Source organism: Bradyrhizobium icense, from assembly GCF_001693385.1.
In the GTDB taxonomy this organism is placed as follows: Bacteria; Pseudomonadota; Alphaproteobacteria; order Rhizobiales; family Xanthobacteraceae; genus Bradyrhizobium; species Bradyrhizobium icense.
The window spans coordinates 4,382,891-4,406,144 of the sequence record NZ_CP016428.1 but is presented as its reverse complement, the minus strand read 5'-3'; the positions used below and the strand labels follow the sequence as shown (position 1 = coordinate 4,406,144).

General features: G+C 63.7%; 15 protein-coding genes. 8 read left to right on the top strand and 7 right to left on the bottom strand.

From position 1 onward, the window contains the following. Window positions 1-111: 111 nt before the first annotated feature. From LMTR13_RS20730 to metC, 5 genes are all read right to left on the bottom strand, one after another. Window positions 112-1,395, bottom strand: coding sequence for a CpaE/TadZ family protein (locus LMTR13_RS20730; RefSeq protein WP_065729442.1), 1,284 nt, complete (start codon window positions 1,393-1,395; stop codon window positions 112-114). Next, window positions 1,392-2,132 (bottom strand): CpaD family pilus assembly protein, encoded by a 741-nt coding sequence (locus LMTR13_RS20725; protein ID WP_065729441.1) that lies wholly within the window; start codon window positions 2,130-2,132, stop codon window positions 1,392-1,394. Before LMTR13_RS20725 ends, LMTR13_RS20730 begins: the two co-directional genes overlap by 4 nt. A 41-nt stretch (window positions 2,133-2,173) precedes the next feature. Beyond that, window positions 2,174-3,634: a type II and III secretion system protein family protein gene (locus LMTR13_RS20720; RefSeq protein WP_065729440.1), complete on the bottom strand. Its 1,461-nt coding sequence runs from the start codon at window positions 3,632-3,634 to the stop codon at window positions 2,174-2,176. 17 nt (window positions 3,635-3,651) lie between these two features. Continuing rightward, the gene (cpaB, locus tag LMTR13_RS20715) at window positions 3,652-4,449 is read right to left on the bottom strand and encodes a Flp pilus assembly protein CpaB (protein ID WP_065729439.1); all 798 of its coding nucleotides are present in this window, start codon (window positions 4,447-4,449) and stop codon (window positions 3,652-3,654) included. Between the two features lie 299 nt (window positions 4,450-4,748). Further along, the gene (gene metC, locus LMTR13_RS20710; RefSeq protein ID WP_065729438.1) at window positions 4,749-5,942 is read right to left on the bottom strand and encodes a cystathionine beta-lyase; all 1,194 of its coding nucleotides are present in this window, start codon (window positions 5,940-5,942) and stop codon (window positions 4,749-4,751) included. A 335-nt stretch (window positions 5,943-6,277) separates the two neighbouring features. Between metC and LMTR13_RS20705 the strand changes: the two genes are divergently transcribed. Genes LMTR13_RS20705 through LMTR13_RS20690 form a run of 4 tightly spaced genes read left to right on the top strand, consistent with a single transcriptional unit; the run spans window position 6,278 to window position 10,798 of the window. Beyond that, on the top strand, window positions 6,278-7,294 hold the full coding sequence (locus LMTR13_RS20705; protein WP_065729437.1) for an amino acid ABC transporter substrate-binding protein: 1,017 nt from the start codon (window positions 6,278-6,280) through the stop codon (window positions 7,292-7,294). Window positions 7,295-7,318: 24 nt separating this feature from the next. After that, window positions 7,319-8,524, top strand: coding sequence for an amino acid ABC transporter permease (locus LMTR13_RS20700; RefSeq protein WP_065729436.1), 1,206 nt, complete (start codon window positions 7,319-7,321; stop codon window positions 8,522-8,524). Further along, window positions 8,521-10,044 carry an amino acid ABC transporter permease gene (locus tag LMTR13_RS20695; protein ID WP_065732848.1) on the top strand — a complete coding sequence of 508 codons (1,524 nt, stop codon included), beginning with the start codon at window positions 8,521-8,523 and terminating at the stop codon, window positions 10,042-10,044. The genes LMTR13_RS20700 and LMTR13_RS20695 overlap by 4 nt, the downstream gene beginning before the upstream one ends. A gap of 10 nt (window positions 10,045-10,054) precedes the next feature. Then, entirely contained in the window at window positions 10,055-10,798 is a 744-nt protein-coding gene (locus tag LMTR13_RS20690) for an amino acid ABC transporter ATP-binding protein (protein ID WP_065729435.1), read from the top strand. A gap of 67 nt (window positions 10,799-10,865) precedes the next feature. Here LMTR13_RS20690 and LMTR13_RS20685 read toward each other — a convergent pair whose 3' ends face one another. Next, window positions 10,866-11,906: a cysteine synthase A gene (locus tag LMTR13_RS20685; RefSeq protein WP_065729434.1), complete on the bottom strand. Its 1,041-nt coding sequence runs from the start codon at window positions 11,904-11,906 to the stop codon at window positions 10,866-10,868. Between the two features lie 90 nt (window positions 11,907-11,996). Further along, window positions 11,997-13,226, bottom strand: a complete 1,230-nt coding sequence (locus LMTR13_RS20680) for an SAM-dependent methyltransferase (protein WP_065729433.1) — start codon at window positions 13,224-13,226, stop codon at window positions 11,997-11,999. Window positions 13,227-14,106: 880 nt separating this feature from the next. Here LMTR13_RS20680 and LMTR13_RS20675 point away from each other — a divergent pair. Genes LMTR13_RS20675 through LMTR13_RS20660 form a run of 4 tightly spaced genes read left to right on the top strand, consistent with a single transcriptional unit; the run spans window position 14,107 to window position 23,245 of the window. After that, window positions 14,107-15,552, top strand: coding sequence for an efflux transporter outer membrane subunit (locus LMTR13_RS20675; RefSeq protein ID WP_418219802.1), 1,446 nt, complete (start codon window positions 14,107-14,109; stop codon window positions 15,550-15,552). Beyond that, window positions 15,542-16,942, top strand: a complete 1,401-nt coding sequence (locus tag LMTR13_RS20670; protein ID WP_065729432.1) for an efflux RND transporter periplasmic adaptor subunit — start codon at window positions 15,542-15,544, stop codon at window positions 16,940-16,942. Before LMTR13_RS20675 ends, LMTR13_RS20670 begins: the two co-directional genes overlap by 11 nt. Before the next feature lie 48 nt (window positions 16,943-16,990). Then, complete coding sequence (locus tag LMTR13_RS20665; protein ID WP_065729431.1) at window positions 16,991-20,140, top strand: efflux RND transporter permease subunit; 3,150 nt, start codon at window positions 16,991-16,993, stop codon at window positions 20,138-20,140. Then, complete coding sequence (locus LMTR13_RS20660; RefSeq protein WP_065729430.1) at window positions 20,141-23,245, top strand: efflux RND transporter permease subunit; 3,105 nt, start codon at window positions 20,141-20,143, stop codon at window positions 23,243-23,245. It begins immediately after the preceding gene. Window positions 23,246-23,254: the final 9 nt, after the last annotated feature.

Here is a 23,254-nt window from a genome sequence, read left to right as displayed (position 1 = left end):
GGTTCCGATCCAATCAGAACCAACAGAGCCTGAATTCACCCGGATCAAGTTGGGGCAGGCTTTCGCTCGAAAACGCGATCAGCATCAGTGGCCACCGCCGCTGCGCTTTGCTCACGCCCTGCGCGCCGTCGCGCCCTGCAGCTTCTTGATGATCGGCGCCAGGAACGAAGTCCGCGACCGCTTGGTCACGGCATGGCCCGTCATGCGCTGCGCGATCTGCAGGAACACCTGGGTGGTGCGATGCTTGGCGGCGATCTGCGCGATCATCTGGCCGTTGTTGGCGGCGGTGCCGAACATCTTCGAATCGAATGGAATCGCCGCGATCGGCTGGCTCTCGATTGCCTTGGCGAATTCGCGCGTGGTGATCTCCGGACGCTTGTGCATGCCGACCTGGTTAAGGCAATAGAGCGGCGGGCGATCGTTGGGCCGTGCCGCCTTCAGCACGTTCAGCATGTTCTTGGTGTTGCGCATATTGGCGAGATCAGGCTCGGCGACGATCAGAATGTCGTCCGCGCCGACCAGCGTGCGCTTGGTCCATGCCGACCATTGGTGGGGAACGTCGAGCACGATGCAGGGGGTCGTCATGCGCATCGTATCGAAGATCGCATCGAATGCGTCGGCGCCGAAATCATAGACCTGGTCCAGCGTCGCCGGCGCCGCCAAGAGGTTGAGGCGGTCGGTGCATTTCGCCAGCAGACGCTCCATGAATGCGGAATCCGGCCGTTCCTGCTGGAAGACAGCATTGGCAATGCCCTGAACCGGATCCTGGTTGTAATCGAGGCCCGCGGTGCCGAAGGCAAGGTCGAGATCGATCACGACGGAATCGAGCGCGAGATCGCGCGCAATCGTCCAGGCCACATTATGCGCGACAGTGGATGCACCGACGCCGCCCTTGGCGCCGACGACGGCGACGATGCGGCCGACGGCCACGGCTTCGGATGCCGCATAGAGGCCGCATATTGCGCGCACGACGTCGATGGGTTCGATCGGTCCGGTAACGTAGTCGCTGACGCCGCGCCGCACCAGTTCGCGATAGGGCGTGACATCGTTGGCGCTGCCGATCACGACGACGCGCGTTCCCGCGTCGCAGACGGTCGCGAGTTCATCGAGCCCTTCGAGGATATCGCGGCCGGGCTCGGTTTCCAGCAAGATGACGTTCGGCGTCGGGGCCGTGTGGTAGGCTTCGATGGCGGCGGCAATGCCGCCCATGTGAACCGAAAGATGAGCCTTGCCGAGACGGCGGTCTTCGCTCGCCGCGCGCACCGCGGTTGCGATCGCCACACTGGCGCAAAAGGCCTGCACCGATACGCGCGGCGCCGGCGAGATGTATTCCTCGGGCTGCGCCGGCGTGTCGTCCAGTTGGTCGTCGGAGTTTTGAAAGACGCGGCTGATCATTTGCCTGTATCGCTGAGTTTGGCCTTGTCGGCTTCGGGGTAGGTGGTCTCGGTCGCAACGCCCTTGCGATATTTGTCAAAGGCGATATTGCGCCGCGGCGTGTAGGCGGCCGTCTCGGGGCGCGGCTGCTCGAGGTCGGCCGGATTGTCGATCATCGCCGCCAGGTTGCGCTGGGTGGCGCAGCCAAAATTGTGATAGGAGCGGTTTTCGTTGTAGGTGACGTTGTCGATGTTCGGGCCGAGGTCTTGCGGCCACAGGCCGCACGGACCGGCCACTGCCTTGATCTTCGGATAACTCAGCCTGATCGTCGGCAAGGTCCTGATATCGTCGGGACGGTAGTGATGCAGCGTGATGGCGCGCGAGGGCACGCCGCCCGCCACCAGCACCGACTGGATTTCCCGAAACGTCGCCGCAGCCGCGCGGGCGTTGGGCGTATCTATCGGGACGTCCGCAATGATCGCGCCGGTGCCTTCGCGCGCCCATGTCCGCGCCAGGCCCATGACGTCGGTGCGTTGCGGCCCGGAGAGGCCGCCGCGGGCATGACCCACGAACACGACGATCGAATGGTTGGCTTCGGTTACCGCGATCGGATGACGGTGGCGGTAATCATCGGATACGCTGGCAGTCACGATTTCAGTGGTCTGCGGCGTACAGGCGCCGAGCGCCGCCGAAAGGCCGAGGAGGGCACCAAGAATGCCCAAAGCCTTGACGCGATGGAGCGGAATTTTCGTTGTCATCGTTCTTTCCTCGTCCCCACTCGATGAACAGTTCTGCGGTCTCAATCGATGATGAAGCCGAAATTGCTCTGAAGGTCGCTGACGGGATCGATGCGAGCGGCGACGCCGTAGATCCGGTTGATGCGCCCGAGCAGCGTGGATTGGGAGTCGGATGCCGGCGCAAACCCGTCGTCGGGCCGCGACAGCTCCTTCTGCGCGACCGCGCGCACGACGTAGGGCGTCACGATGACCATCAGCTCGGTTTGGTTGTTGACGAAGTCCTGGCTGCGGAACAGCGCGCCCAGCACCGGCAATTGATCGAGCCCCGGCAGCCCGTTGATGGCCTGCTTGGTTTGCTCCTGGATCAGGCCGGCCATCGCCATCGAGCCGCCGGAGGGTATTTCCAGCGTCGTCTCGGCGCGGCGGGTCTTGATCGAGGGAATGGTTGTCCCACCTTGGCCGCCAGTCAGAGAGTTTTCGGTCGAGACTTCCGAAACTTCCGTCATCACCCGCAAGCTGATCCGACCCTCAGACAGTACGACCGGCGTGAAGTTGAGCGAGATGCCAAATTTCTTGAACGCGACTGTCTGGACGCAATTTCCGATGCCACCGCCTGTTGTTGTTTGGCAGCTCACGCCGGTCGGAATGGGAAATTCACCACCTGAGATAAACGTTGCGGATTCGCCGGAGATCGCTGTCAGATTGGGTTCGGCGAGCGTCTTCACGACACCGGCCTTTTCCATCGCGCGAAGCACGGCCTGGACCGACGGCATGGTGCCGGCTGCTATGCCAAGGCCATTGCCAGGCACGAGGGGGGCGTTGTTTGCAGTGAAGGGATTGGTATTGTTGAAATTCACAGTCGTATTGCCGACATTCAATTGGGCGCTGAGATCGACACCCATCTGTTTGACGACATCTCGCCGGACCTCCGCGACAGTGACCTTCAACATCACCTGGTCGCGGCCGCGAACGACGATCGAGTTGACTACCTTCTCGGACCCGCCGACCAGCCGCGCGGCTATCTCGCCGGCCTGCTGGGCTTCGACCGGGCTAGAGACCGAGCCGGTCAGCAGCACGCTGTCGCCGACGCCCTCGATCTGAATTCCCGGCAACGACTGCCGCAGCGCGGCGCGCACGCCGTTGAGGTCACGCTTGATCGCGATGTCGTAGGAAGCGATCTGCTGGCCGTCGCCGTCGAAAAACACCACATTGGTCTGGCCGACGGCGCCGCCGATGATATAGGCGCGTTGCGGGGAGCGAATGACGGCGTTGGCGATCTTCGGATCGGCGACCAGCACGTCCTTCACGTCGCGCGGCAGGTCGACGACCACCGACTTGCCGATGCCGAGCGAGAGGAAACGCATCTTGACCGGGCCGATGGCAGACGTCGTCACCGGATCCTTCTCGGATTCGGCTGCGACGACGGGCAGCAACGGGCCGAGCGTCAGCGCGGCGACGGCCGACAATAACAAGGTGCGCGCCGCCACGGTTCGCGTCGCTGACTGATTTTCCCCAAACTTCATATCGGGAGTCCTTTCGGTCACTTCTGTGCCGTCGTTTGATTGGCGACTCCGTAGCGAACCACGTTGACGCTCTCGTTTCGTTGTTGAACCTGGTCTTCGGACCGGCCTTCGGCCGCGTTGACATCGGTGATGCTGCGCAGCGCGAGCGATAGCGTGCCGCTCTGGCGCGCACGCGCCAGCGTCTCGGCCTGCTCGGGCTTCAGTTCGAGTGTGGCGGTGCGGCCGACGAGGGAGTTGCTGCCCTCTTTTTCTTTCGGCGCCTGATCGATCGCCAACACGCGGATGTTGGAGAGAATGATTTCCGACTGGACGACGTCGAGCCCCTTGCTGTCTGGATTCTTTTCGCGCTTGGAGAGGATGACGTCGACACGGTCGTTGGGCAGGATGAAGCCGCCGGCGCCGGTTTCCGGCGAGATCTCGGTCGAGAGCGCCCGCAAGCCGGTCGGCAGGATGGCTGCCATGAAGCCAGAGCCATTGGCCTTGACCAGTTTCTGTTCGCGGATCGGCTCGCCAGCGAAGAACGGGCTGCGCGCGATCGAGCCGGCGATTTCCTTGATGGCCTCGGCCTGGCTGGCGCGGTTGATCAGATTGTTGCCGGCGGTTGCGGCCGGCCAGGCCTGCCATTGCAGGTGCTCGGGCTTGACGGCCTGGCCGAGCCCGATGTCGGACTTCGCGACCAGAATTTCCACCGTCGGCAATTGTGCGACGGGTTCGGCGGCTGGGCGGGATTGTTCTTCGGTGCCACGGGCGAGATAGGCGGCAACACCGCCGGCACTCAATGCGATGGTCAGAACGACGACACGTGCGATGTTCATACGCTTACAATCTACTCTTACACCTACGCAGGGATGCCTCACAAACGCAGCCATCCCCGAAGCCATGACTAGGCATCAAAGGTATAAGGGAACTTGAGGGTTGAATTATTTGGTCGATCGCACGGCGGCATTCGCCGTCATGGTGAACGGGTGGTTATCGTTTTGGAAAAGCCGTCCCGCAAAAACCCGGAGGCGGTTGTGGGCGGCCCTGAACGGCCGCAGCAGTCGAGCGGGCAGGGCAGCATGGCCAGACTCGCCGCGCCGGGAAGTCCGGATCAATGGCCGATCGGCTGCCAGCCTTACGCGGCAGCCTTCAACGCCGCAAAGCCGCGCTCGAGATCGGCCTTGAGATCATCGACATTCTCCAGGCCGATGTGGAGCCGCAGCGTCGGCCCGCCGGGGGACCATTTGGTCGCGGTGCGGTAAGGATCGCAGTCGAACGGGATGATGAGGCTTTCGAAGCCGCCCCACGAATAGCCCATGCCGAACAGCCTGACGGCATCGAGCAGGGCATCGACCGCCTTTTGGGCGACCGGCTTCAGCACGATGCTGAACAGGCCGGAGGCGCCGGTGAAGTCGCGCTTCCAGATCGCATGGCCGGGGTGGCTTTCGAGCGCCGGATGCAAAACCTGCAGGACTTCGGGGCGGCCGGCGAGCCAGCGCGCCATTTCGAGGCCGGAGCGATAATGCTGCGCGAGCCGCACCGACAGCGTGCGGGTGCCGCGCAGCGCCAGGAATACGTCGTCGGGCCCGGCACACACGCCGAGCAGGCGAATGCCCTCGGCGAGCAGCGGCCAGGCTTTTGCGTTCGCCGAAATCGTGCCGAACATGATGTCGGAATGGCCGCCGATATATTTGGTGGCGGCCTGCATGCTGATGTCGACGCCCTGGTCGAGCGAGCGGTGAAACAAGGGCGTCGCCCAGGTATTGTCGTCGATGACGAACGCGCCCCTCGCATGGGCCACTTCGGCGATGGCAGGGATGTCGCTCATTTCAAACGACTGCGAGCCGGGCGCCTCGACCAGAACCGCTCTGGTGTTCGGTTTGAACAGTTTCTCGATCCCGGCGCCGATCAGCGGATCGAAATAGCCGACCTCGACGCCGTAGCGGGCCAGCATGCCGTTGCAGAAGTTGCGCGAGGGGCGGTAAACGTTGTCGGTCACCAGCAGATGGTCGCCGGCCTTCAAGACCGAAAGTAGCGTGGTGGTGATCGCGGCCAGGCCCGACGGCGCCAGGCCGACGCCGGCGCATTGCGGTCCTTCCAGCGACATCAGTACGTTCTGCAACGCCTGCGTGGTCGGGGTGCCATGACGCCCGTAGGAGAATTCGGCGCGGTGGGCGTGCAGGTCCTCCGCGGTCGGGTAGAGCACGGTCGACCCGCGGTACACCGCCGGATTGACGAACCCCCTCTGTCCCTTGGTGTCACGGCCGGCGGTGACCAGTCTGGTTTCGGGTTCTTGCGGGTTGGACGGACCGTCGTTCGAAAAGCTCATGCGTTTGCATTATCCAAGACGTTATGCCGCAGCCACAACTTGATCGCGAAAAAGCCGCCTGGCGGCGGGCCGGGGCCGGGAGACTTAATAACAAGACACAGAAGACGGCAGTCAACCCCTTGACCCGGCACGCCAGTCGTTCTGTGATGCGCGCCAAATATCAGTCGCTGCAAGTTGAGGGGCCTGCCGCGATATCGGATCCTCTGCTTGACCGGAATGGCACGCCAGATGCACGGTCAGGATGACGCTTTTCAGCGAGGGATCAGCGGGTTGGCCCCACAACGTCAGGCGTTGCCTAAAAAGATCTTCTGACGACCCCTTGAAAGGCCTAGCCCATGAAACGCGTATCTCTGGTTGTTACCCTTGCCCTGGCCGCCGGCCTCTCGGCCGAGGCCGCCTCGGCGCAAACCCTCAAGACGGTCAAGGACCGCGGCATGCTGTCCTGCGGGGTCAGCCAGGGCCTCCCGGGCTTCTCGACGCCGGACGACAAGGGTAACTGGACCGGCATCGACGTCGACATCTGCCGCGCGATCGCGGCGGCCGTTTTCAACGACGCCACCAAGATCAAATTCGTGCCGCTCTCGGCCAAGGACCGCTTCACTGCATTGCAGTCCGGTGAGATCGACGTTCTGTCCCGCAACACGACCTGGACGCTGTCGCGGGACACCTCGCTGGGCGCCAACTTCACCGGCGTCACCTATTATGACGGCCAGGGCTTCCTCGTGAAGAAGTCGCTGAAGGTGAATTCGGCACTGGAACTCAACAGCGCATCCGTTTGCGTGCAAACCGGCACCACGACCGAGCAGAACCTCGCCGACTACTTCAAGGGCAACAACATGAAGTATGAGGTGATCGCGTTCGCGACCGCCGACGAGACCGTCAAGGCCTATGAATCCGGCCGCTGTGACGTCTTCACTTCAGACGTCTCCCAGCTCTATGCCGAACGCCTGAAGGTCGCCAATCCGGCCGAGCACGTCGTGCTGCCCGAAGTGATCTCGAAGGAGCCGCTCGGACCGATGGTCCGTCATGGCGACGACCAGTGGTTCGACATCGTCAAGTGGACGCTGTACGCGATGGTCGGCGCCGAGGAACTCGGCATGACCCAGAAGAACGTGGATGAGATGGTCAAGTCCGACAAGCCTGAGGTCAAACGCGCCGTGGGCACCGACGGCAATCTGGGCGAGCAACTCGGCCTGACCAAGGACTGGATGGTGCGGATCGTCAAGGCGGTCGGCAATTACGGCGAGTCCTTCGAGCGCAACGTCGGCTCCGGCTCCAAGCTCGGCATCGCCCGCGGCCTCAACAATCTATGGAGCAAGGGCGGTATCCAGTACGCGCCGCCGATCCGCTAGGCGCCAGCGAGAGGGGCTGCGGCGATGGCCATCGACCCCCGAAAACCACCGTCGCAGCTACTTCCCAGGCTGCAGAAGGCCCTCGGCGGCCGGGCGGGCTGGAGCGGCTTCGTGCTCCAGCTCCTGTTCGTTGCCGCGCTCGCCTGGATCTCCTACGAGATCGTTGCCAATGCCCGCGCCAACCTGCAGGCGCAGCGGATCACCGCGGGCTTCGGCTTCCTCGCGAACAATGCGGGCTTTGACGTCAGCCAGAGCCTGATCCCCTATTCGGGATCCGATCCCTACACACGCGTGTTCGTGGTTGGCCTGCTGAACACCCTGCTGGTTTCGGTGATCGGCATTTTCTTCGCCACCCTGATCGGCTTCCTCGTCGCCCTTGGCCGGCTGTCGCCGAACTGGCTGCTGGCGCGGATCTCGGGCGGTTATGTCGAACTGATCCGCAACCTGCCGCTCCTGTTCCAGATCCTGTTCTGGTATCTGGCGGTGCTGGCCGCCTTGCCCAATCCGCGGCAGAGCATTTCGGTCTTCGACAGCATCTTTCTCAGCAATCGCGGCCTCGTTATTCCGAAGCCGATCGGCGAAGCCGGCTTCGAGCCGTTCGTGGTCGCCCTGCTGGTTGCGATCGTCGCCGCGATCATATTGTGGCGATACGCACGCCGTCAGCTCTTCCAAAGCGGCAAGGTGATCAAGGTCTGGCCCTATGCGCTCGGCATGGTCATCGGCCTGCCACTGCTCAGCGTGTTGATTTTCGGGGCACCTGTCACGTTCGAGGTGCCCGTGCTCAGAGGCTTCAACTTCGCCGGCGGCTCACGCCTGATACCGGAATTCGTCGCGTTGACGCTGGCGCTGTCGACCTACACGGCGGCCTTCATTGCCGAGATCGTGCGCGCGGGCATTCTCTCCGTGCACAAGGGCCAGATGGAAGCCGGTTCCTCGCTCGGACTGCAACGCGGCTCGGTGCTGCGGCTGATCGTGATCCCGCAGGCGATGCGCGTGATCCTGCCGCCGCTCACCAACCAGTATCTCAACCTGACCAAAAACTCCTCGCTGGCGGTCGCGATCGGCTATCCCGACCTGGTTTCGGTGTTCGCCGGAACCACGCTGAGCCAGACCGGGCAGGCGATTGAAATCATCGGCATCACCATGGGCGTCTATCTCCTGATCTCGCTGGTCACCAGCGCGATCATGAGCTTCTATGGATGGCGGATCAGTCGGAGCATGGGCGGATGAGCGACACGACTTCATCCATTTTCGTCCGTCAGGATCTCGTGCCGGAGCGGCCGGCGCCGGTGAAGACCACCGGCCTCATCGGTTTTCTGCGCACGCGGCTGTTCAATTCTCCGACCAACATCCTGATCACGATCGTCAGCCTGTTGCTGCTATGGGTCACCGTCGTTCCGGCCGTGAAATTCGCGTTCGTCGATGCAGTCTGGATCGGCAAGGACCGCACTGCCTGCCTTCCGAAAAACCCGGGCGACGTGGTCGGCGCCTGCTGGCCCTTCATTCAGGCCAAGTTCTCGCAGTTCATCTACGGATTCTATCCGGAGCCGGAACGCTGGCGGGTCAATTTGACATTCATTCTTGCCGCGATCCTCTTGGTGCCGCTGTTGATTCCGCGTTTGCCGGCCAAGGGGCCGAACGCCATTTTGTTTTTCCTGGCGTTTCCCGTCATTGCCTTCTTCCTGCTGCGCGGCGGTGGCATCGGCGGCTTCGGCGTGAGCTGGACGGCCGGGCTTCTCTCGGGCTTCAACGACAGTATCGGCGATGGCGGCAGGAAGCTGGTGGCCTCCGGCGAGGCGACGGCCATCATCGGACCGCTGCTATGGGTCATCGGCCAGCTGATCGTGCTGCTGAGTACGGTGGTTGGCTGGGTGCTGCTGCCGCTGACCTGGCTGCGCGACCAGATCCAGGCCTCCGGCCAGCCGGTCTGGACGGATCTCGCCGCGACCACGGTGATCGTTTCGGCGCTGCTGTTATGGCTTGGTGGCGGCTTGCGCTCCGGTTGGCGTCCGCTCATCACCTGCCTTGGGGTCTTTCTCGCCATTGCCTTCGTGATCGCGGTGATGGGGCTCGACAGCGGTGGACTTCCGGAGGTGGATACGCGGTTGTGGGGCGGCCTGCTGGTGACGCTGGTAGTGTCCGTCACCGGCATCGTCGCCTCGATGCCGGTCGGCATTGCGCTCGCGCTCGGGCGGCGCTCGACCATCCCGCTGATCCGGATTTTCTCGATCGCCTTCATCGAATTCTGGCGCGGCGTACCGCTGATCACCGTGCTGTTCTTTGCAACCTACATGCTGCCATTGTTCGTTCCGGCCGGTTTCACCATCGACGGGCTGATGCGCGCCTTGATCGGCATTGCGCTGTTCGCCGGCGCCTACCAGGCCGAAGTTATCCGCGGCGGCCTGCAGGCGATTCCGCGCGGGCAGGCGGAGGCCGCGAGCGCGCTCGGCCTGTCCTGGAGCAAGACCACGGCACTCATCGTGATGCCGCAGGCGCTGCGGCACGTCATCCCCGGTCTCGTCAACAGCTTCATCGCGCTGTTCAAGGATACCTCGCTGGTCTCGATCGTCGCGCTGTTCGATCTCCTGGGGCAGCTCAGGGCTTCTTTCAGCGATCCGGTCTGGTCGACGCCGACGACGCTGTTCACTGGCTTTGCCTTTACCGGACTGATCTATTTCGCCTTCTGCTTCGGGATGTCGCGTTACTCGCTGTTCGTCGAGAACCGCCTGAACGCCCATCGGCGCAACTGAGTACATCACCATGACCGCAAACTCGATCGTTGGCATCAACGCACTCAACAAATGGTACGGCGATTTTCACGTGCTGCGCGACATCAACCTCGATGTCGCCAAGGGCGAGCGCATCGTGATCTGCGGCCCGTCGGGCTCGGGCAAGTCGACGCTGATCCGCTGCATCAACGCGCTGGAGGAATTCCAGGAAGGCAACATCGTCGTCGACGGCATCGATCTCGGGCCAAACCTGCGGCGGGTGGACGAGGTCCGGCGCGAGGTCGGCATGGTGTTCCAGAGCTTTAACCTGTTTCCGCACCTGACCGTGCTGGAGAACTGCACGCTGGCGCCGATCTGGGTGCGCAACATCCCGAAAAAGGATGCCGAAGCCGCCGCCATGAAATTCCTGGAGCGGGTCAAGATCCCGCATCAGGCCAACAAATATCCAGGCCAGATGTCCGGCGGCCAGCAGCAGCGCGTGGCGATTGCCCGCGCCCTGACCATGAACCCGAAGGTAATGCTGTTCGACGAGCCGACCTCTGCGCTCGACCCCGAAATGGTCAAGGAAGTGCTCGACACCATGGTCGACCTCGCCAGGGAAGGCATGACCATGCTGGTGGTCACCCACGAAATGGGATTTGCCCGCGAAGTCGCCAACCGCGTCGTCTTCATGGATGCGGGCCAGGTGATCGAGTCAAACACGCCGCAGGAATTTTTCGCAAATCCGCAGCACGCGCGGACGAAGCTGTTCCTGAGCCAGATCTTGCGGCATTGAAGATGGCGAATGGGGAGTGGCGAATGGCGAATAGGGGAACTCCATTCGCCATTCGCCCAGTCGCCTTCTAAACCTTCTCGAACGGGACGTCGATCTTGGTGTGCTTCTCCAGCCATGCCGGCACCGGCAGGTTCTTCGAGCGCATGAATGCCGGATTGAACAGCTTTGACTGATAGCGGCCGCCGGAGTCGGCAAGGATGGTGACGATGGTCTTGCCGGGTCCGAGCTGTTTTGCAAGCCGGATCGCGCCCGCCACGTTGATGCCGGTGGAGCCGCCGAGGCACAGGCCTTCCTGCTCGAGCAATTCGTAGATCACCGTTACGGCTTCCTCGTCGGAAATCAGGAAAGCGTCATCGACCTTTGCGGTCTCGACGATAGGCGTGACGCGGCCGAGCCCGATGCCTTCGGTGATCGAGTCGCCTGGCGTCGACTTTGCCTGACCATGCTTGAACAGCTCGTACATCGCAAAGCCGTGCGGATCGGCGCAGGCGGTCACGATGTCCTCGTTCTTCTCCTTCAGAAAGCGGCTGGCGCCCGCGAGCGTGCCGCCGGTGCCGACCGAGCAGATAAAGCCGTCGACCGTGCCACCGGTCTGCTCCCAGATCTCGGGTCCGGTGGATTCGTAGTGCGCCTTGGCGTTGTCGAGATTGTTCCACTGGTCGGCGAACAGGACGCCGTTCGGTTCGGTCTTGCGAAGCTGAGCGGCGAGCCGCCGCCCGACGTGCTGATAGTTGTTCGGATTGGAGTAGGGTAGCGCCGGCACCTCGACGAGCTCGGCGCCGCACAGCCGCAGCATGTCCTTCTTTTCCTGGCTCTGCGTTTCCGGGATCAGGATCAGCGTCCGGTAACCGCGGGCGCTGGCGACCACGGCGAGCCCGATGCCGGTGTTGCCGGCGGTTGATTCCACCACGAGCCCGCCCGGCTTGAGGTCGCCGCGCTTTTCGGCTTCGAGGATCATCCATTTGCCGGCGCGGTCCTTGACCGACTGGCCGGGATTCATGAATTCGGCCTTGCCGAGAATGGTGCAGCCGGTCGCTTCGGAAGCGTGCTTCAGCTTGATGAGGGGCGTGTTGCCGATCGCTTCGATGACGTCTTTGTTGAAGGCCATGTCTTTGAAATCGCCGGTTTGTTTGCCTAATCGTTAGGCGACCCTAAAGGAGGGCCGCCAGCCATACAAGCCGGCGTTGGAGCGGGGCGGTCAGCCCGATTTCGCAAACACCACCTGGCGCACGTCGATATTTCCGGACAGGAAACCGGCCTCGCAATAGGCGAGGTAATACTCCCACAGCCGCCGGAAGCGATCGTCGAAACCCGACGGCGTCAGGTTCGGCCAGGCCGCGCGGAAATTGCTTCGCCAGATCGCGAGCGTCTTGGCATAATCTTGCCCAAAGATGCGTTCGCGGATGACTGGAACGCCGAAGCGCTCGCCGAGCGTCTTCAGGATCTGCGGCGAAGGCAGCATGCCGCCCGGAAAGACGTAGCGCTGGATGAAATCGACTTCGCGGCGATAGGCCTGGAACAGGCTGTCCTGGATGGTGATGGCCTGGATGCCGGCGAGCCCACCGGGCAGCAGGCGGTCGCGCAACTGTGAAAAGTATTTCGGCCAGAATTGCTCGCCGACCGCCTCGATCATCTCGATCGAGGCGATCCGGTCATAGCGGTCGCGCTCGTCGCGATAATCCCTGAGCTTGATCTCGACCCTATCGCTGAGTCCGGCGTTCTGAATGCGCGCCTGTGCGAAATCGCGCTGTTCCTTGCTGATGGTGAGCCCGACCACCTTGGCGCCGAACGTCTTGGCGGCATATTCGGCGAAGCCGCCCCATCCGCAGCCGATCTCCAAAAGCTTCTGGCCTGGCCGCAGATCGATGGCCTCGGCGAGCCGGCGGTATTTGTTGTGTTGCGCAGCCGTCAGGTCGGGCGTGTCGTCCTCGAACAAGGCCGACGAATAGGTCATGCTCGGATCGAGCCACGCCGAATAGAAGGCGTTGCCGATGTCGTAATGCGCATAGATGTTGCGGCGGGCCTGCCGCTTTGTGTTGCGGTTGAGCCAATGCCTGACCGCCTGGAACGTGCGCGTCAGTGGATTGGCAACCAGCATCGTCTGCATCCAGTCCTGGTTGACGCAGAACAGATAGAGGAATTGCGTGAGATCGGGCGTGTCCCATTCGCCGCGCAGATAGGCTTCCGCAATGCCGATGTCGCCGCCGCGCAAGAGCCGCGAGGCAAAGCCGTAATCGTAAATCTTCATCGCGGCGGCAGGACCCGGCCCGTTGCCGCCCAACCGGACCACGCGGCCGTCGGCCAGTGTCACGTCGAGCGTGCCGTGTTGCAGCTTTGAACCAAAGCCCAGCGCCAGCCGGACCATGCGGGGCAATTCCGGAAACGTCGCGTCTACAGTTTCCGATGTGACCGAAATCAACTCGGGCATGTGCGATCCATCGAATTGCGGTTTACCCGGGCTTCGCATGGCCGATCGACCCTGCTTCAATCGTTGGCACGGGTGGACAACGCCGGCGAAGTATAATCGTTGCTTTTCCCGGTCGCCAAGCCGGTATTGCAGGCTACGGACTAGCCGCACGCCCTTGAGCCAGAGCCGCAGCGCCTCCCAGTGGATCGCCGCCAGGATCTTGATCGTGCCAGCGGTAGAGTGAGAAATGCGCGCAGCTACCCCTTGGTGTTGAGCGTGCGGTGGCCGCCAATGATGGTTGCAGAGCTAGCAGGGCCTTCGCGATTGGTTTCCAGAATTCGCAATTGGACGCGCTCCGTATCCGGTCCATGCGCCGCAGAATCAGATGCGACGAATTTTCGGGAGCCGCTTCTGGGCACGGCCGCAGCGTTCCCGCTGATTCCCGTAGCCACCGCCGCGACCCGCATGTTTGGCTATCCGTTGCTCGCGGCGAGATACAGGGGCTGTTCCCGGAGTTTCAAATTGGCCACAGGAGTCCCTTCGGCTTCCGCGGGCCGGATTCGGGACGCTTAGAACAGGGGAAAAACCCCATGAAATCTTCGTAAGAATTCGGCTGTCCTGTGGCGTCCCGACATCGTTCCACACCCTATAAAACAAGGGGAAGCGTGCTCTTTGGCGTCCGTTTGCGCACCTGAACGCACGATCGGCGAGGGGCCGCGCGGGGCTGTCCGCGTGCTGATCGCAAGGCTAATATCGGGTTCGGATCCAACGGAAGCATCACCCCCGTGAACGTATCGCAGCCCATCAGGAGACGCGCTCGAATTGCGCCGGGCCGGGATTTGCCCGGTGGAGAACGGGTGTGACCCAGCGAATTGCAACGGCTGCGATCAAAGGTCGGCCCATTCTCGTTCCGGGCGGCAAGCGGCTGGCGCGATCGTTTGCCGTGATTGGCCTCGTCGTCAGTTCAGCAGGCTGCATCCTGACCAAGGATCTTCCCGATCCCGCGCTCGACATTCCCGAAGGCTACAAGGCGGCCCGGCTTTCGAAGCCCGCGGACGCGCCGCCGACGCTCGACTGGTGGCGTGGCTTCCGTTCGCGCGAACTGACGGTCCTGATGGAGGAGGCGCAGACCGTCAATCTGGACATTGCAGCCGCCACCGCGCGGTTCAAGCAGGCCGACGCGCAGGCGCGAATCGCGGGTGCGGCGTTGCTGCCCACCCTCAGCGGCACGGGTCAGGAAGCCTATTCCCGAACCTCCGGATCGAGCGCCAGCGGCCTGTCCATTGGCGGCCGCGAGGTGGTCAATTACTCGGCCTCGCTCAGCGCCAGCTACGAGCTGGATTTCTGGGGCAAGAATCGCGACGCTGCCCAGGCAGCGGAAGAGACGGCGGTTGCCAACCGCTTTGACCGCGACGTCATCGCGCTGACCACGCTGACGACGGTCGCCAATGCCTACTTCCAGGTGCTGGCGGCGCAGGACCGGATTCGCACCGCGCAGCGGAACATCGCCAGCGCGGAGCGCATTCTGAACGCCATCAAGGAGCGCTTCAGCGCCGGCACCGGTACCGACCTCGATGTCGCGCAACAGGAAAGCGTGCTGGCCAACCAGCGCGCGCTGGTGCCGCCGCTGCGGCAAACGCTCGACCAGAACATCAACGCGCTGGCCACCCTGGTGTCGCGGCCGCCGGAAGCCGTACGCGTCAAAGGCGGATCGCTCAACCAGATCGCCACGCCGCGCGTCACACCCGGCCTGCCTTCCGAGTTGCTGACGCAACGCCCTGATATCCGCCGCCAGGAAGCGCAGCTTGCCTCGGCCACCGCCAATGTCGGCAGCGCCCGCGCGCAGTTCTTTCCGAGCATTCAACTGACCGGGCAGGGCGGCTATCAGAGCTCGGCGCTGACGTCGCTGTTTCAGCCGCAGGCCGCGTTCTTCAGCATGGTCGGCAGCCTGACCCAGCCGATCTTCGACGGCGGCAGGATCCTCGGAAATTTCGAGTTCACCAAGGCGCGGCAGGACGAGCTGCTGCAGACCTACCGCAAGACCGTGGTGCAGGCCTTTGCCGATGTCGACAATGCCCTGGTGTCGATCCGCCAGACCACGGAGAGGCTACGGCTGCAGCGCGAGGTCGTGGCGTCGTCGCGGCGGGCGTTTGAATTGTCGGAGCAGCAGCTACGGGCCGGGACTGCCGACATCGTAACTGTGCTAAATACGCAACTGACGCTGTTCCAGGCTGAGGATGCGCTGTCGCAGGCCCAACTGGCCCGGCTGTTGGCAATCGTCAGTCTCTATCAGGCGCTGGGGGGCGGCTGGGAGCCAAGGATGGAAAGGCCGGTCGATGCTCTTTAAGCCGGAAGTAGAAGCCCCGAAGACGGCGGGCAAGCGCGTCGCGCTCGGCATTGGCCGGCGGATGGTGTCGCTCTCGATCACGCTGTTGATTCTCGGCGGTCTCGGCTATCTCGGCTGGAACGCGTTTCAGCAGAAACAGACTGGCCGTGGCGGGCCCGGCGCACGTCCCGATCTCCCGGTGCCGGTGCTGGCGGCGATGCCCCGCACGCAGGACGTCCCGGTCTATCTCGATGCCGTGGGTTCGGTCCGCGCGCTGAACACGGTGACGGTGCGCGCGCAGGTCGACGGCAAGCTGATCAAGGTGAACTTCGTCGAGGGCCAGGACGTCAAGCAGGGCGACGTGCTGGCCGAGATCGACCCCGTGATCTACCAGGCGCAGTACGATCAGGCGGTGGCGAAGAAGGCACAGGACGAGGCGCTGCTCGCCAACCAGAAGCTCGATCTGGCCCGATATCAGCAGCTCGCCGCGTCAAATGCCGGCTCCAAGCAGCAGGCGGATACGCAGCGCGCTGTGGTCGCCCAGCAGGAAGCGCTGGTGCAGGCCGACCAGGCCGCGATCGACAATGCCAAGGCGATGCTCGGCTATACCAAAGTCATCGCGCCGTTGTCCGGGCGCGCCGGCCTGCGCCAGGTCGACCAGGGCAACATCATCCGCGCCTCCGACGTCACCGGCCTCGTCATCATCACCCAACTGCAGCCGATCGCGGTGCAGTTCAGCCTGCCGCAGCAGCAGATCGTGCGGGTCAACGCTGCCGCCGCCAAAGGTGTGCTGACGGTGGACGTGTTCGGCAATGACGGGGTGACCGTCATCGACACCGGTACGCTCAAAGGCATCGACAACCAGGTCGATCCGACCACCGGCACGCTGAGGCTGAAGGCGGAGTTTCCCAACGCCAAATTCCAGCTCTGGCCCGGACAGTTCGTCAATGTGCGGCTGAAGGTCGAAACGCTGGAGAAGGCGATCGTGGTGCCGAGCTCGGCGGTGCAGCGCGGTCCGGTCGGGACTTTCAGCTATGTGATCGGCCCCGACAATGTTGCGACCGCAAAGCCGGTCGTGGTGACGCAGCAGAACGAAAACGACGCGGTCATTGCGAGCGGCCTCACCACCTCCGACCGCGTCGTGACCACCGGCTTTGCCAATCTGTCCGACGGCGCCAAGGTCTTGATTGGTACCGATGACCGGGCGCCAACCGCCGACATCGCGCCGCGCAAGCGCAGCCGCAGCCCCGATGCAAGGGCAGGTCCGGTTAAGGAAGGCCAAGCCGGCGAAGGTCAGGGCAAGGACGGCGAACGCCGCGGCAAGCGCGAGCGCGGCGAGGGCGATCAGAAGGGACAAACCGGCCCGGCACCGGCCGAGCCAGCGCGCGGCGCGGCGAAGTCGCAGCCATGATCGATGCGCCGCACGCCTGAAATGAATTCGTAAAGTGAGCACGCAACCATGAGCGTCTCCGAACCGTTCATCCGCCGGCCGATCGCGACCTCGCTACTGGGGATCGCGCTGATGATCGGCGGCGCGCTCGGCTATTGGGCGCTGCCGGTTTCGGCGCTGCCGCAGGTCGATTTCCCGACCGTGCAGGTGACGACGCAACTGCCGGGCGCCAGCCCCGACGTGGTCGCCTCGCTCATCACGGCGCCGCTAGAGCGCCAGCTCGGGCAGATTCCCTCGCTGTCCTCGATGCAGTCGACCTCTTCGTTCGGCGTCAGCCAGATCTCGCTGCAGTTCGACCTCAACCGCGATATCGACGGCGCTACCCAGGACGTGCAGGCCGCTATCAATGCCGCGGCAGGAATCCTGCCAAGGAACCTGCCGTATCCGCCGACTTACGCCAAGGTCAACCCGGCGGATGCGCCGGTCCTGACACTGGCGCTGACATCGGAGACGATTTCGCTGCGCGCCATGAGCGACATCGCCGACACGATCCTCGGCCAGCGGCTCAGCCAGATTTCCGGCGTCGGGCGCGTTGCCATCCTCGGCGGGCTCAAGCCTGCGGTGCGGGTGCAGGCCGATCTGGCGCGGCTCGCGGCCTACGGCATTTCGATGGAAGATCTGCGTAACGCCATCGCGGGCGCCAACGTCTCCGGGCCGAAAGGATCGCTCGACGGCGCACAGCAGGCCTACACCATCGCGGCCAACGACCAGATCGCGGCGGCGGAGGCTTACAAGCCGATCATCATCGCCTACCGCAACGGCTCGCCGGTCACGATTGGCGACGTCGCCATCATCATCGACGGACTGGAAAACGACCGGACCGGCGGCTGGTATCAGGGCACGCCGGCGGTCATCATCGACATCCAGCGGCAGCCCGGCGCCAACGTCATCGAAGTTGTTCGGCAGATCCGCGAGGAACTTCCCAAGGTTCAGCGCGCGATCCCGGCCGGCGTCAATCTGAACATCGTTTCGGACCGGACCGTCACCATTCGCGCCTCGGTGCGTGACGTGCAGTTCACGCTGATCCTTTCCGTGGTGCTGGTTACGCTGGTGGTGCTGCTGTTCCTGCGGTCGTTGCGCGCGACCATGATCGCGGGCGTGGCGCTGCCGCTGTCGCTGATCACGAGCTTCGGCATCATGTATTTCTGCGGCTTCAGCCTCGACAATCTGTCGCTGATGGCGCTGACGATCGGAACCGGCTTCGTGGTCGACGACGCCATCGTCATGATCGAGAACATCGTCCGCCACATGGAAGACGGCGAATCGGTGATGGAGGCATCGCTGAAGGGCGCCAGCGAAATCGGCTTCACCGTGATCTCGCTGACGGTGTCGCTCATCGCGGTGTTCATCCCGCTATTGTTCATGTCCGGGCTGGTCGGGCGCATGTTCCGCGAATTTGCGCTCACTCTGACAATCGCGGTCGTGACCTCGGCGATCGTGTCGCTGACGCTGACGCCGATGATGTGTTCGCGACTCTTGAAGCACGTCGGGGAAGAGATGACGGTCCCGGGGCTTGCCGCCGTCAGCCGCTTCATCGACCGCATGGTCGCCTTCTACCATCGCACGCTGCTGTGGGTGCTGCAGCGCCAGCGCGCGACGTTGGCCCTGACTTTCGCCACCATCGCCGCGACGCTCTTCATGTATGTGATCGCGCCGAAGGGCTTTCTGCCGCTGCAGGACACCGCGTCAATCACTGCGGTGACCGAGGCCGGCCCGGATGTTTCCTTTGCCGAGATGCAAAGCCGGCAGGCGACGGCGGCGGCGGCGATCCAGGCCGATCCGGACGTGATCGGCGTGGTTTCCGTGATCGGGGCCGGCTCGGTCAATCCGACCACGAATGTTGGGCGCCTGGTGATGACGCTGAGGCCGCGCGGCGAGCGGCACGATGATATTTCCGTCGTGGTCGACCGGCTGAAACAGCGCACGGCGAAGATTCCCGGCATGACGATCTATTTCCAGCCGGTGCAGGACGTGCAGATTTCCACCCAGTCGAGCCGCTCGCAATACCAGTATACGCTGACCGGCACCGATGCCGCCCAGGTATCGCTGTGGTCGCAGAAGCTCGTTGCCGAGATGCGCCGGGATCCGCTGTTCCGCGACGTCTCGTCGGAAGCGCAGGAGGGCGGCTTGCGCGCCGCGCTCAACATCGATCGTCAACGCGCGGGCCAGCTCGGCGTCAGCCTCCAGGCGGTCAACGACACCCTCAACGACGCCTTTGCGCAGCGGCAGATTTCGACGATCTACGGCCAGGCCAACCAGTATCGCGTGGTGCTGGAGGCGATGCCGATGTACCAGCGCGATCCGTCGATCCTGTCGAAACTCTATCTCCCGGGGGCCGCGAGCACGACCGCCGGCGCGCCCGGCGCCCAGGTGCCGCTGTCGGCGGTGGCGACGCTGACCCGCACCACCGCGCCGCTGGCGATCTCGCATCTCGCGCAGTTTCCGGCGGTGTCGCTCAGTTTCAACCTCGCCCCCGGCGAGGCGTTGGGCGATGCCGTCGCGGCGGTCAAGCAGATCGAGACCAGGATCGGCATGCCCGGCAGCATCGTCGGCGTCTACTCGGGCGATGCGGCCGAATTCTCCAAATCGCTCGCCGGCCAGCCATGGCTCATCCTGGCCGCGATCGTCACCATCTACATCGTGCTCGGCGTGCTCTACGAGAGCTACATTCACCCGATCACCATTCTCTCGACACTGCCGTCCGCCGGCGTCGGCGCCATTCTCGCGCTGATGCTGTTCGGGCAGGACCTGTCGGTGATCGGCCTGATCGGCATCATCCTGTTGATGGGCATCGTCAAGAAGAACGCGATCATGATGATCGACTTCGCGCTTGAAGCCGAACGGCATCAGGGCATGTCGCCCAGGGATGCGATCGTGCAGGCGTGCCTGCTGCGCTTCCGTCCGATCATGATGACGACGCTCGCCGCACTGTTCGGCGCGCTGCCGCTGGCGATCGAAAGCGGCACCGGCGCAGAATTGCGCTTTCCGCTCGGCATCTCCATCATCGGCGGCTTGCTGCTGAGCCAGTTGCTGACGCTCTATACGACGCCGGTGATCTACCTGGCGCTCGACCGGATCAATCGCAAAATCGAGAAGGCGGTACCGGACCCAGGGCCGCCCGGACCCACAGTCGCCGGCGCCACCGAGGGGATGCAGTAGATGGCATCGATCTCGGAGCCCTTCATTCGCCGGCCGGTTGGCACCACACTGCTGGCGATCGGGCTCTTTCTGGTCGGCATCGTCGCCTATGTCTTTCTGCCGGTCTCGTCGGTGCCCAATGTCGACTTCCCGATGATCCGGGTGTCCGCCACCCGTCCCGGCGCCGATCCTTCCGTGATGGCCTCGACAGTTGCTGCGCCGCTGGAACGCCGGCTCGGCCAGATTGCGGGCCTTGACCGGATCACCTCGACCAGTTCGCTCGGCACCACCAGTATCCAATTGCAGTTCTCGATCGGCCGCAACATCGACCGCGCTGCGCGCGACGTGCAGGCCGCGATCAACGCCTCGCTGGCGGATCTGCCGACCGACCTGCCGTCATTGCCGCGCTTCCGCAAGGCCAATCCCGCAGCCGCGCCGGTGTTCGTGCTGGCGCTGACGTCGAAGACGCTGACGACGAGCGCAATGTACGACGTCGCCGACACCGTGATCGCCCAGCGCATCTCGCAGGTACCGGGCGTCGGCGAGGTCTTCGTCTCCGGCGCCGATCAACCCGCGGTGCGGATTGCGCTCAATCCGGTGGCGCTGTCGAATGCTGATATCGCGACCGACGACGTGCGGCTCGCCATCATCAATGCCAATCCGCTGGGGCCCGTCGGCATTTTCAACGGCGGCCGCCAGAGCGAGACGATCTCGACCAACAAGCAGATGCGGACCGCGGCCGAATTCCGCGACATCATCATCAAGAGCTCGGCGGGCAATTTCGTCCGCCTGGCCGACGTCGCCGAGGTCGAGGACTCCGTCCGCAACAGCCGCTCGATCGCCTGGTTCAACAAGCAGCCGGCGGTCCTGATCCAGATCACCAAGCAGGGCGATGCCAACGTGATCGATACTGTCGATCGGGTGAGGGCGCTGCTGCCGGAGCTGAAGCAGTGGCTGCCCGGCGGCGTGGAAATTTCGACCCTCGTCGACCGCACCGGAACCATCCGCGCCAGCGTGCTCGACATGCAGTACACGCTGCTGGCGACGGTATTTCTCGTCATGGTGGTGGTGTTCGCGTTCCTGCGGCGGTTGACGCCGACGATCGCGGCCGGCGTGTCGGTGCCGCTGGCGCTGGCCGGCACCTGCGCCGGGATGTGGCTCGCCGGTTTCTCGATCGACAATCTGTCGCTGATGGCGCTGGCGATTTCCGTCGGCTTCGTGGTCGACGACGCCATCGTCATGATCGAGAACATGTACCGCAACCTCGAACATGGCATGGCGCCGTATCCCGCGGCGCTGGAAGGCGCCAAGCAGATCGGCTTTACCGTGCTGTCGATCAGCCTGTCCTTGATAGCAGCCTTCACGCCGCTGATCTTCATGGACGGCATCGTCGGCCGCTTGCTGCGCGAGTTCTCGCTGACGCTGACCTTTGCCATCGTGGTGTCGACCGTGGTGTCGCTCACGATCACGCCGATGATCTGCGCGCACTACATCAAGGAAGCAACGTCCGATCGTGCGACCTGGTTCGACCGCCTGGTCGAGGGCACGCTGTCGCGCATCGTTTCCTTCTACACCTGGACGCTGCGGGCGGTGCTCGGCTTTCCGTTCCTGACCCTGCTCGTGTTCTTTGCCACGATCGCGCTGACGGTGGTGCTCTATATCAAGACGCCGAAAGGCTACTTCCCGACCGACGACAGCGGCTTTGTGATCGGCTCGACGCGTGCTTCGCCGGACACCTCGTTCCAGGCGATGCTCGGACTGCAGCAGCAACTGGCCGATATCGTGATGGCCGATCCGGCGGTCGCCGGCGTCGGCTCCTCGCTCGGCGGCATCGCCGGGCCGGGCGGCGGCGGTTCCAATCGCGGCACGATGTTCATCAGCTTAAAGCCGCCCGAGGAGCGGGCGGGCATGTCGACGGCGCAGGTGATCGACCGTCTGCGGCGCAATCTCTACCGCGTGGCCGGCATCCGCCTCTTCATGTTCGCCGCACAGGACATCCGCACCGGCGGCCGCCAGAGCGATTCCGATTACCAGTATACGCTGTCGAGCACGAACCTCGAGCTCCTGCAGAAGTGGGCTCCGCTGGTTGCCAAGCGCATGGAGACGGTGGAGGGCATCACCGACATCTCCAGCGACCGCGACCCCGGCGGGCTGCAATTGTCGCTGGTGATCGACCGCAAGACCGCCTCGAGCCTCGGCGTTCGCGTCCAGGATATCGATAACGCCCTGAACAACGCGTTCGCGCAGCGCCAGATTTCGATCATCTATACCCAGCGCAACCAGTACATGGTGGTGCTGGAGATCGATCCGAAATTCCAGAGCGATCCTTCCAATTTGGAGCGGATTTATGTGGCCGGCGCCAATGACGCCCAGGTGCCGCTATCGGCCGTGGTCCGCTACCAGCGCGGCCTGTCGCCGCTTGCGGTGTACCACTCGCAATCGTTTCCTTCGACGACGGTCTCGTTCAATCTCCTGCCCGACGTGCCGCTGGAAGTCGCGACCTCCAATATCCAGCGCGCGGTCGAGGAACTGCATATGCCGGAAGGCATCCGCGGCAGTTTCGACGGCAATGCCGGTGATTTCAACAGGACCAGCGCGCGGCAGCCGCTTCTGATTCTAGGTGCTCTGGTCGCAATGTATATCGTGCTCGGCGTACTCTATGAGAGCCTGGCGCATCCGCTCACGATCATCTCGACCTTGCCGTCCGCAGGGCTCGGTGCGCTGCTCGCGCTGCAGGTGACGAATACGCCGCTCACGGTGATTGCCTTCGTCGGCATCATCCTCTTGATCGGCATCGTCAAGAAGAACGGCATCATGATGGTGGATTTCGCCCTCGACGCCGAACGCAACCGCGGCCTGTCGTCGGCGGACGCAATCTTCGAGGCGTGCCGCGCCCGCTTCCGGCCGATCCTGATGACGACGATGGCGGCCCTGTTCGCCGGCATTCCGCTGGTCATCGCCACCGGCCCCGGCACCGAGCTGCGCCGGCCGCTCGGCATCACCATCATCGGCGGACTGTTCGTGTCGCAGATCCTGACGCTGTACACCACGCCGGTGATCTATCTCCTGATCGACCGGCTGCGGCAGCGATCCCAGCCGGCCGCCATCGCCGCGCCCGCCGAATAGTTGGATTAC